Here is a 10925-nt window from a genome sequence, read left to right on the forward strand (position 1 = left end):
GGCCACTGGAATCATAAACAGGATGGCCGCCCAGTGAAAACTCGGCGCGGTAAAGTTGGGGATAGAGAGCCAAGCCGCTTCACGCACCGGAGTAAAATCAACCACCCCCATAATCAGGGCCAACGCATACCCCGTTGCAATGCCGCCTATAATCGGCACTAAACGCAGCAGCCCACGGCCAAACACCGCGAGCAATAAGGTTACTAACAGACTGGCCATGGAGAGAAAAATAGCTTGCCCATAGCTAATATTATCGCTGGTTTCACCGGTTGCCATACTGACCGCGACTGGCGCTAGCGCTAAACCGATCACCATAATCACTGGGCCCACCACGACAGCAGGCAGCAAACGATGCAACCAGGCGGTGCCCTTCAAGCGCACCGCCTGGGAAATGGCAACATAGACAAGGCCCGCGGCCATCAGGCCACCCAGCGTGGCAGAAACGCCAAAACTGGCGATTGAGCCTTGAATAGGAGCAATAAATGCAAAGGAAGAAGCTAGAAACACCGGCACCGTTTGTTTGGTCACGCTATGAAACACCAACGTGCCAATCCCGGCGGTAAAGAGCGCCACGCTGGGGTCTAGCCCGGTTAATAGCGGAACCAACACAAGCGCACCAAAGGCCACGAACAGCATTTGCGCGCCGGTAAGCAGCATTTTAGGCCACGACTCTTGACCAGCACTGTTTGTCATCACACCACTCCTGGGGGTCGGTTATTAGTAACGGAGGCAAAAAAATGCCCCCAACGCGAAGCGTAAGGGGCCTTTTGAGGCGGAGCGCTTAACGCGTTCCGAAAATCTTATCGCCGGCATCTCCCAAGCCGGGGACGATGTAGCCATTCTCATCGAGTCGGTCATCTACCGACGCCGTGTAAATCTCTACATCAGGATAAGCATCTTGCACCCGTTTAATCCCTTCAGGGGCAGCAACTAAGACAATCACTTTCATATGTTCACAGCCACGCTCACGCAGCATATCCAACGTGGCCACCATCGAACCACCAGTCGCCAGCATCGGATCAATCACAATCGCCATGCGCTCTTCGATGTCGTTGGCGAATTTAGCGAAGTAAGGTACCGGTTGAAGCGTCTCTTCATCCCGGTAAAGACCAACAACGCTTACCCGTGCGCTAGGGATTAAATCCGTTACGCCCTCCAACATGCCTAGCCCGGCACGCAGGATCGGCACGATAGTGACTTTCTTACCTTTCAAACGACGGGTCGCAATGGGCTCGCCGTTCCAACCTTGAATCTCATGGTCTTCCAGCTCCAGACCTTTGGTTGCTTCATAGGTCAAAAGCTTAGCCACTTCACCTGCCAGTTCACGAAAGCTCTTAGTGCTCAAATCAGCTTCGCGCATCAATCCCAGCTTATGTTGAACAAGCGGATGGTTAATGGCGTAGACACTCATGGGACTTCCTCACTGCAGGGGATTCAGGATGGCGACCTAGGTCGCATCGACATGCTTACAAAATTGCGCGCCATTCTACCCGCAACTGACCATCAGGTTAAGGGGTTTCGGGCAATTGCCACTCAATTGGCGTCCGCCCTTGCTCCTGCAAGAATTGATTCGCCCGCGAAAAGTGGTGATTACCAAAGAAACCACGGTGCGCCGACAGGGGCGACGGGTGTGGTGACTCAAGCACCAAATGGCGAGAGGTATCGATGAGCGCTTTTTTCTGGCGAGCATGACTGCCCCACAGCAGAAAGACGCAGGGTCCGGCGTGTTGGCTAACGGTTTCAATAGCCCGGTCGGTAAAATGCTCCCAACCTTTTCCCCGATGCGACGCGGCGTTGCCCTGTTCAACGGTAAGCGCTGTATTCAGCAGCAGCACCCCCTGCTTCGCCCACGACTCTAAAAAGCCATGACGCACTGGGGTAAAACCGACATCGCTTGCCAACTCTTTGTAGATATTGACCAGCGACGGCGGCACTTGCACGCCCGGCTGTACCGAAAAACAGAGCCCATGGGCCTGATTAGGCCCGTGGTAAGGATCCTGCCCTAGAATTACCACTTTCACCGAGGAGAGCGGCGTTAATTCAAAGGCGCGAAACCAGTTTGAGGAGTGAGGGTAGATCACTTTCTTAGCCGCTTTCTCTGCGGCCAAAAATGCTTTCAGGGCGGACATATAGTCAGCCTGAAAATCCTGCCCCAGCCACTGGCTCCAGTCTTCAGGTAGCGGGTTAGCCATATTACTTCTTCATTTGGTCAGCGAGAGGCTCTACGTAGGCAATGCCCATATCCCAAGGGAACTGAATCCAGCACTGCTGAGCCACTTCGGTCAGGTATTGATCCACCAAAGGGCGACCCTCTGGCTTAGCGTAAATCGTGACAAAGTGCGCTTTTGGGAGCATTTCGCGTACGGCGCGTGCAGTTTTTCCCGTATCGACGAGGTCATCAACCAGCAGCCAGCCGTCACCGTCGTGATCCACCCCTTTCATAATATCCAGACCACCTTGATCCATATAGTCGTAACTTTTGATGCACACGGTATCAATCAAACGGATATTCAGTTCGCGAGCAATCAGCGCAGCCGGAATCAAGCCGCCGCGAGTAATCGCCACAATGCCCTTAAAATCACGTTCGATTAAAAGATGGCAAAGTTGGCGCACGTCGCGGTGAATTTGGTCCCAAGAGACGGTGAAATGTTGATGGTAGCGTTCGCTGCTCATGGGGAGTTACTCGTCTTCGTTAAAGGAACAGACCGCGAATACGCTATAGCCCGCATCGCGAATTTTCTGAGAACCACCCAGCTCAGGTAGATCAATGATAGTGGCTGTTTCCACCACCTGCCCACCGCAGCGCTGAATCAAATTCGCGGCTGCGAGCATCGTGCCACCAGTGGCAATCAAGTCGTCCATTAACAGGATCCGGTCGCCTTCCTGGAACGCATCAGCATGCAGCTCTACTTCTGAATGGCCATACTCCAGCGTGTAGGTTTCGCTGATGGTTTTAAACGGAAGCTTGCCTTTTTTGCGCACCGGCACAAAGCTGCAGCCCAACTCATACGCCAGCGGCGCACCGATAATAAAGCCACGGGCGTCAATGGCCGCGATGGCATCCAAGTTCATTTCCTGGTAGCGGTGCACGAAGCTATCAATCAGCTTACGAAAGGCAGCGCTGTTCTGCAGCAGTGGGGTAATGTCACGAAAGTTCACCCCCTGCTCTGGCCAGTCAGGAACCGTGCGAATAACGGACTTAATGTAATCGCCGTAGATGCTCATCGCGTCTCTCATTGATTAGTCAAAGGTCGGGTAATTAACCCAGGAATAAAAATTTCGCCGCAAATAGCAGCGCCAGTACAACCACTGCCGGGTTCAGATCTTCAAAACGGCCCGACAGCGTCTTAATCGCTACATAGCTGATAAAGCCCAGCGCGATGCCTTCGGCAATAGAGAAGGTCAGCGGCATGGCCAGAGCAGCAATGAGTACCGGGGCAGCATCGGTGGGATCTTCCCAATTCGCATGTGCAAGACTACCCGCCATCAGTACCGCTACATACAGTAGCGCACCCGCCGTTGCATAAGCCGGAATAGAACCTGCCAGCGGCGCGAAAAATAGGCTGATCAAGAACAGTACGCCCACCACTACGGCCGTTAAGCCAGTACGCCCACCAGATACAATACCTGCGGTTGATTCGATATAGCTGGTCGTGGTGGAGGTACCCAGCGCGGCGCCAGCCATCGAAGCGGTACTATCTGCCATCATGGCACGACCAATACGCGGCAGCTTGCCGTCTTCATCCAATAGTTGGCCACGGTGAGCAACACCTACCAGCGTACCGGACGTATCAAACAGATCGACAAACAAAAAAGCGAAGATAACGCTGAGCATGGCTACATCTAGCGCGCCCACCAGATCCATCGCCATGAACGTCGGTGCAATCGAAGGAGGCATCGACATAATGCCACCATACTGATTGTGACCCAGCACCATGGCCAGCACAGTGACACCAATAATGCCGATCATAACGGCGCCAGTAACACGCAGGTAAGCCAATGCGGTAATCACGAAGAAGCCCAGCAGCGCGTAAAGCGGCGCAGGCTCTGATAGGTCACCAAGGGCAACAAAGGTTGCCGGGTTTGCCACGACAATACCGGCATTCTTCAGTGCAATCATTGCCAGGAAAAGGCCGATACCCGCCGCGATGCCCAAACGTAAAGAGAGCGGAATAGAATTAATGATCCATTCGCGAATTTTAAAAATACTCAGCAGGAAAAAGGTCAAACCAGAGAAGAAGACGGCCCCTAACGCCGCTTCCCAGGTGTAGCCCATACCGAGCACCACGCCGTAGGTAAAGAAGGCATTCAACCCCATACCCGGCGCTTGAGCGATCGGATAATTGGCCCATAGGCCCATCACGAAACAGCCAATCGCCGCGGCCAAACAGGTGGCTACGAACACAGCGCCGTAATCCATTCCCGCTTCCGAGAGAATGCTTGGGTTAACGAAGATGATATACGCCATGGTAAGAAACGTTGTAATCCCGGCGATCACTTCCGTTTTTACATTGGTCTTCTGCTCTGTGAGCTTGAAGTAGTTGTCCAGTGATTTCATTTAGTTTTTATCCTTCGCGCTTACGCTGAATGCGTCCCTTGATGCGAGAAAAGCCGCACATACTACCGAAAGGCACCACGCGATGCGAGCACCTCAAGTGCGGCTGGCTAAGTTGAGGAGAAGCCTCATACCTAATTTATTTAGCAAACTTCAGGCCATGAGCTAACCGATTGGTCAACAAAGAGCCAAGATTTTCCACTATTGGCGGCTCGCCAGAACCCGCTCCACTGTCTCAACAATCACTTGAGTCTGCGGGTCAATTTCAATATTGACCCAGTCATTCATCAAACGGCTACCTAACATCGTGCGTGACAATGTTTCAGGGATGAGATTAACACTGAACTCCACCCCTACCCCATCGGCAGATGGGCGTACATCGCCAACGGTGAGGCTGATACCGTCGACGCCAATATAGCCTTTTTCAAACACAAACTTGGCCGCTTTATCAGACAACGCAAACCAGAGCCGACGGTTATTAGGAGCTTCTTCAATAGCCACTACCTTCGCCATACAAATAATGTGGCCTGACATGGAGTGCCCGCCAATTTCATCCCCAAAACGAGCTGCGCGCTCTATATTGACGCATTGGCCTGGCGTAATTGCACCAAGATTGGTCAATCTCAGCGTTTCGCGCATCAGGTCAAAGCTAACGCGCTCACCATCTATCGCCGTTACCGTCAGGCAAACGCCGTTATGTGCCACTGATGCACCAATCTCTAACCCGCTACGCATACTCTCTGGCAGAGCAACCACATGGGTGCGGAACTCCTCTAGTTCATGCACCTCAACGACCTCTGCGATACCTTGAACAATGCCAGTAAACATTGGCCCTTCCTTTCAATCTCAGGTTAGTAGGATGGCGTAGACCATAAAAACTCGCGCAAGCTTACTACTAATGACCCAACCTTGTGCAGCGAGTGGTTAGCAGACGCCTATTGATCATGGCTTTTTTGCTGTTAGCAAGCAGTTCAATCACCCCAAAACAGCAACAAAAACCAAACATTACCAATAAAAAAGAAAATAAACCTGTATATGAACTCAAAAACATGAAATAGAACGGATTTAATTGACAACCCATTCGCCACTCTTTAGACTTTCGCCGCAAATGTAATGACGCCGATTTGTACCCAGATTGCGGGCGTCCACCTGGCCTTTGGCGGGGTGAAGTGCAGCTAAAAGGGTGTGTCCAGCGTTGATGGCCACCCGCAAGGGTGGCCTTTTTTTGTTCCCCGCCCTACGCTTGCTCCCTCGCACTCCGTCTTCGGCCTACCATTAAGGCAGACGCTATGATTGAACTTAGCAACGTTAGTAAAACCTATGGCAGCGGCGACAGCGCCGTCCATGCTCTTCAGAATGTTAATTTAACGATTCCCAAAGGCACTATACACGGCGTGATTGGTCTGTCCGGTGCGGGCAAATCGACGCTCATTCGCTGCGTCAATCTGCTAGAACGCCCCACTAGCGGTAGCGTTTTGGTGGATGGTCAAGAAATGACCGGTCTGCGCCGTCGTGAGCTCAACCATGCTCGCCATCGTATTGGTATGATTTTTCAGCACTTTAACCTGCTCACCACGCGGACCGTGTTTGATAATGTCGCCCTTCCCCTGGAGCTGATGGGCGAAAAGCGCAGCGCTATCAAAAATCGTGTTCTGCCGCTATTGGAGATGGTGGGCTTAGCCGATAAAGCGAAGCAGTACCCTGCCCAGCTTTCCGGCGGCCAAAAACAGCGCGTGGCCATTGCCCGCGCCCTGGCCAGCAAGCCCAACGTGCTGCTATGCGACGAAGCGACTTCAGCCCTCGACCCGCAAACGACCAGTTCAATCCTTGAACTCCTCAGGGATATCAACCATCAGTTGGGGATTACCATTCTGCTGATTACCCACGAAATGGAAGTGGTGAAATCGATTTGCCATCGGGTAAGTCTGATCTCTGACGGCAAGCTGGTAGAAGACGCGGAAGTCGGCGACTTCTTTACTGCGCCAGCCACCCAGCTTGGCCGCGACTTTTTGAACGACTTTCTACAGCTCAGTCCTCCCAAAGAGCTTTTGGAACGCCTGGAAGAGAGCCCCAGCGAACATACACATCCGGTGGTACGGCTGACTTTCTCAGGCGATGCTGTCTCCACGCCGCTCATTTCTCGCTTGGCGCGTGAGTGCAGCGTCGATGTCAGCATTTTGCAGGCCAAAGTCGAGTCCATTCAGGACCGCACGCTTGGCCTAATGATTGCCGAATTACTGGGCAGCCATGAGCAAACCCAGCAAGCCATGTCCTATTTAGAAGCGCATCAACTACAGGTGGAGGTACTCGGCCATGTCCAGCGCAATGTTTGATCTTATTTTACAGGCCACGCTGGATACCCTTTATATGGTGGCAGTGTCCGGCGTCATCGCTACACTGCTTGGCCTGCCGCTGGGCGTAATGCTTTATGTCACCCGCCCGCGGCAAATTCTGGCGATGCCGGTGCTTAACCAAGTGTTGGGTATCATTACCAATATTGGCCGCTCAATTCCCTTCATCATTTTGATGGTGGCCATCATCCCCTTCACCCGCATGCTGGTAGGTACGTCTATCGGCATCAACGCCGCCTCCGTACCGCTGACCATTGCGGCAATTCCGTTTGTGGCTCGCCTCATTGAAGGCGCGCTCAACGAGATTTCTCCAGGGTTAATTGAATCGGCACAATCCATGGGTGCGACGCCTTGGCAAATTATTACCAAGGTGCTGATTCCCGAAGCTCGCGGCGGCATTATTACTGGCCTCACCATTACGCTCGTCACTCTGGTGAGCTACTCAGCCATGGCAGGCGCAGTAGGCGGCGGCGGCCTTGGCGACCTTGGCATTCGCTATGGCTACAACCGCTTCAACCCAACCATCATGCTAATCACTGTGGTGATTCTAGTGGTGCTGGTACAAGGGTTCCAAAGCCTAGGCGACTATTTAGTGCGCAAAAGCGACCGTAAATAGTCATAGCCAGCGCCTTTCATCAACATAGCCAAATATAACAAAAACGCATTAGACTTGCGTTTCTTATTCCCTCATCATTGCACCACGATGCATAACGACACTGGAGTAACGCCATGCAAAAAGTCATTATCGGCAGCCTGACCGCGCTTGCACTTGCCATCAACGTTGCCAATGCGGAAACCCGTACCATTAAAATGGGCACCGTAGCTGGTCCTGAAACCGAAGTGATGGAAGTCGCCGCTCGCATTGCCAAAGAAGAGTACGACCTGAACGTCGAAATCATCGAGTTCACTGACTACGTAACGCCGAATGCCGCACTGGCCGATGGCAGCCTGGATGCCAACGCCTACCAGCACGAGCCCTACATGCAGGCGATGGTGAATGACCGCGGCTACGACTTTGCCATTGCCGGTTACACCTTCGTGTATCCCATCGGCGCTTACTCTGAAAAGTACGACAGCATTGATGAGCTGCCGGACGGCGCGCAAATCGCGCTGCCCAACGACCCTTCTAACGAAGGTCGTGCGCTGATTCTGATGCACAATGAAGGCCTGATCACCCTAAACGATCCGACCTTCCTGGAAGCGACGCCGATTGATATCGCCGAAAACCCGCGTGACTTCCGCTTCCGCGAAATCGAAGCCGCCCAGCTTCCCCGCGTCCTTCCCGACGTGGACATGGCTTTCATCAACAACACTTTTGCCCAGCCGGCTGGCTTAAGCCTTGACGACGCGCTGATCAAAGAAGGCCCAGAGTCTCCTTATGTGAACCTGATTGCCGTGCGTGGTGGCGATGAAGAGCGTGAAGAGATTCGCCAACTGGTAGACGCCTACCAGCGTGACGAAGTCATTGAAAAAGCCGAAGAGCTGTTCAAAGGTGCAGCGGTACCGGGCTGGACCGAAGAGTAATTTTCCGGCCGCTCGTTTAAGCACGATCTTAAGTGCTATTTTCAGTACTATTTCAAGTACTATCTTAAGTAGTACTTAAGCATTATCAGGCCAGCCGAGAGGCTGGCCTGATGCGTTTTCACCAAAGGAGACGGTATGTCGACAACCGATTACACGCTGTTAAACCGCCAGTTAGAGGCTTTGCTGGATACCCGCGACTGGCTGACCAACAGCGCCCAAACCTGCGCGTTTATTCAGCAGGAGCTCAGCGAGCTGAACTGGGTCGGTTTTTATCTTCAGCGCGAAGCGCAGGTGCTCTGCCTGGGCCCTTTCCAGGGCAAGCCTGCCTGCCACCCCATCCCGTTTAGCAAAGGGGTATGTGGCGCAGCAGCACGCGAGCAAGCCACCCAAAGAGTCGACGATGTGCACGCCGTTGCTGATCATATCGCCTGTGATGCAAACTCGAACTCTGAACTGGTGGTACCTATCGTGACAGATGGCTTTGTCTGGGGTGTTCTGGATATCGACAGCCCGCAACATGCGCGCTTTAGTCAAGAAGACCAAGTTGGCATCGAGTCACTGGTCGCCACATTCATGCGCCAGACAGACCTGCCCCACTTTCTTTGATTCAAGGCCGGGCAAGCCAGGCGCGCACGCACAAAAAAGCCCCGCTCATTGAGCGAGGCTTTTGAAATTTGGTAGGACCAGGCGGATTTGAACCGCCGACCTCCACGATGTCAACGTGGCGCTCTAACCAACTGAGCTATGGTCCTAGAAAATATTTGCACTCATAAAACATGGTAGGACCAGGCGGATTTGAACCGCCGACCTCCACGATGTCAACGTGGCGCTCTAACCAACTGAGCTATGGTCCTGCTGTGCAACGGATGCGTATTCTACGGCTTCATAGCTGAATTGCAAGTAGTTTTTATTCTTCACACCCTTACCAACGAGTACCTTATCGCTGTTTCTATGAATAATGTCGACACTTATCAAACCTAAGGACTAAGCTGGACATAGATTAATACTGATCGCCCGTGAAATAAGGAGGTAAGTTTTGCTAGGGCCTTTGCTAGGATGCATCGCCGTTTTACTGCTACTTTCCACGTTAATTGCTCGCATAAAATTGCGCTGGTGGTGGATACGCAGTTTTGAGTTTCCCCGCCTGCAGATTGCCTTACTCGCTGGGGTATGTGCGCTAGCAAGCTGGATGCTGCTGGAGCCAGGTAAATGGCGAATGGCATCGACAGGCTTATCGCTGCTTACCCTGCTGATACAGCTGCGTTACATCATCCCTTGGACGCGTCTCTGGCCCGTTCAAGTGAAATCGACCCATGAGGCGCCAAGCAATCAAAAAATCACCCTGCTGATCGCCAATGTGCTTACTCCGAATCGCAAGGCGGATAAATTGCTCAGTATGATTGAGCAATACCAGCCCGATATTGTGCTAACGCTGGAGTCGGACCAGTGGTGGCAGGATCAACTGGATCAAGCGTTAGAGGATAAGTGGCCTAATAGCGTCAAAATTCCGCTCGATAATCTTTACGGCATGCATATGTACTCGCGACTAACCCTCAGCGAGACCGAGGTAAAGTGGCTGATTCAGGATGACATTCCCTCTATCCATACCTATGTCACGCTGGAAAGCGGCGACAGAATCCGCCTATACGCTCTTCACCCGCGTCCGCCAGCACCCAGTGAAAGTGAGAAGTCGCTCTGGCGCGATGCTGAACTACTGTTAGTTGGTAAGGAAATTCATCGCCACCCTTCTGCCACTCTGGTCGCAGGCGATCTAAACGATGTTGCTTGGTCGCGCACCACCCGACGCTTCTGCCGCATCAGCGGCATGCTTGACCCTCGTCGTGGCCGGGGCATGTTCAGCACGTTTCACGCTAACTACCCGGTCCTGCGCTGGCCGTTAGATCACGTCTTTGTCAGTGAGCACTTTACGCTGGACAGCATGCAGCGCTTGGATGCCTTTGGGTCTGACCATTTCCCTATTCTGGCCACACTCTGCTATCGCCCTACTCGCCAGAACGAGCATGAAACACCAAAAGCCAGTCAAGAAGAGCGCCAGGAAGCCAGCGAAACCATTGAAAAGGGCAAAACGGAGACGCAGCAAACTTAACCGTTTTACCCAATCGCTAGGCGTAGGATGGAATAGGTTACTCGGGCACACCGCCTTGCGTTAATACGGTGGGATCAAGCAGGCGCTCTAGGGTGGCGCGGTCCAGGTCAGTCTCCTCTTCCGCGACATCGATAATCGGCCGTCCTGCTTGATATGCCTTTTTAGCAATCGCGGCGGCCGCGTTGTAGCCAATCACACTGTTCAGCGCGGTCACCAAAATCGGGTTACGCGCCAGCGGCACCTGCAGGTTATCTTCACGCACTTTGAAAGTTGCGATAGCACGCTCAGCCAACAGCTTGGCGGTATTACTCATCAGAGTAATTGACGTGAGCAGATTAGACGCCACCAGCGGCAGCATAACGTTAAGCTGGAAATTGCCGCTCTGCCC

The 10925-nt window shown here is 52.9% G+C and carries 12 protein-coding genes, 2 tRNA genes and 1 pseudogene; 5 read left to right on the forward strand and 10 right to left on the reverse strand.

The window, feature by feature from the left end; translation table 11 throughout:
• The 7 genes from BIS10_RS14235 to BIS10_RS14265 all read right to left on the reverse strand — a co-directional run.
• Window positions 1-693, reverse strand: a 693-nt coding sequence (locus BIS10_RS14235; RefSeq protein ID WP_301282058.1) for a uracil-xanthine permease family protein, incomplete at its 3' end; no start/stop codon positions are given.
• Window positions 694-781: 88 nt separating this feature from the next.
• A complete protein-coding gene (gene upp, locus BIS10_RS14240; protein WP_044628300.1) occupies window positions 782-1411 on the reverse strand; it encodes a uracil phosphoribosyltransferase in 630 nt (209 codons plus the stop codon).
• A gap of 97 nt (window positions 1412-1508) precedes the next feature.
• Window positions 1509-2192, reverse strand: a complete 684-nt coding sequence (gene ung, locus BIS10_RS14245) for a uracil-DNA glycosylase (protein ID WP_083026467.1) — start codon at window positions 2190-2192, stop codon at window positions 1509-1511.
• Window position 2193: 1 nt separating this feature from the next.
• Window positions 2194-2673, reverse strand: a complete 480-nt coding sequence (gene gpt, locus BIS10_RS14250; RefSeq protein ID WP_253506092.1) for a xanthine phosphoribosyltransferase — start codon at window positions 2671-2673, stop codon at window positions 2194-2196.
• Between the two features lie 6 nt (window positions 2674-2679).
• Window positions 2680-3225: an adenine phosphoribosyltransferase gene (locus BIS10_RS14255; RefSeq protein WP_044628303.1), complete on the reverse strand. Its 546-nt coding sequence runs from the start codon at window positions 3223-3225 to the stop codon at window positions 2680-2682.
• Between the two features lie 34 nt (window positions 3226-3259).
• Entirely contained in the window at window positions 3260-4558 is a 1299-nt protein-coding gene (locus BIS10_RS14260; RefSeq protein WP_253506094.1) for an NCS2 family permease, read from the reverse strand.
• A 198-nt stretch (window positions 4559-4756) separates the two neighbouring features.
• Complete coding sequence (locus BIS10_RS14265; RefSeq protein WP_253506096.1) at window positions 4757-5383, reverse strand: riboflavin synthase subunit alpha; 627 nt, start codon at window positions 5381-5383, stop codon at window positions 4757-4759.
• A gap of 461 nt (window positions 5384-5844) precedes the next feature.
• Between BIS10_RS14265 and BIS10_RS14270 the strand changes: the two genes are divergently transcribed.
• The 4 genes from BIS10_RS14270 to BIS10_RS14285 all read left to right on the forward strand — a co-directional run bounded on the left by BIS10_RS14270 (window position 5845) and on the right by BIS10_RS14285 (window position 9036).
• A complete protein-coding gene (locus BIS10_RS14270) occupies window positions 5845-6888 on the forward strand; it encodes a methionine ABC transporter ATP-binding protein (RefSeq protein WP_253506098.1) in 1044 nt (347 codons plus the stop codon).
• Window positions 6869-7522 (forward strand): methionine ABC transporter permease, encoded by a 654-nt coding sequence (locus BIS10_RS14275; RefSeq protein WP_044628308.1) that lies wholly within the window; start codon window positions 6869-6871, stop codon window positions 7520-7522. The genes BIS10_RS14270 and BIS10_RS14275 overlap by 20 nt, the downstream gene beginning before the upstream one ends.
• Window positions 7523-7635: 113 nt before the next feature.
• The gene (locus BIS10_RS14280; RefSeq protein WP_083026455.1) at window positions 7636-8430 is read left to right on the forward strand and encodes a MetQ/NlpA family ABC transporter substrate-binding protein; all 795 of its coding nucleotides are present in this window, start codon (window positions 7636-7638) and stop codon (window positions 8428-8430) included.
• A gap of 135 nt (window positions 8431-8565) precedes the next feature.
• Complete coding sequence (locus BIS10_RS14285) at window positions 8566-9036, forward strand: GAF domain-containing protein (protein ID WP_253506100.1); 471 nt, start codon at window positions 8566-8568, stop codon at window positions 9034-9036.
• Between the two features lie 69 nt (window positions 9037-9105).
• Here the strand turns inward: BIS10_RS14285 and BIS10_RS14290 are convergent.
• Window positions 9106-9182 (reverse strand) — tRNA-Val (locus BIS10_RS14290).
• A 25-nt stretch (window positions 9183-9207) separates the two neighbouring features.
• Window positions 9208-9284: transfer RNA gene (locus tag BIS10_RS14295), tRNA-Val, on the reverse strand.
• Window positions 9285-9466: 182 nt separating this feature from the next.
• On the opposite strand from BIS10_RS14295, the gene BIS10_RS14300 reads away from it, so the two are divergent.
• Window positions 9467-10537 carry an endonuclease/exonuclease/phosphatase family protein gene (locus tag BIS10_RS14300; RefSeq protein ID WP_253506102.1) on the forward strand — a complete coding sequence of 357 codons (1071 nt, stop codon included), beginning with the start codon at window positions 9467-9469 and terminating at the stop codon, window positions 10535-10537.
• 37 nt (window positions 10538-10574) lie between these two features.
• Here BIS10_RS14300 and aspA read toward each other — a convergent pair.
• Window positions 10575-10925 (reverse strand): annotated as a pseudogene (gene aspA, locus BIS10_RS14305) (aspartate ammonia-lyase); the annotation flags it as partial.

It is taken from the genome of Halomonas sp. 707B3, assembly GCF_024158645.1.
In the GTDB taxonomy this organism is placed as follows: domain Bacteria; phylum Pseudomonadota; class Gammaproteobacteria; order Pseudomonadales; family Halomonadaceae; genus Vreelandella; species Vreelandella lionensis.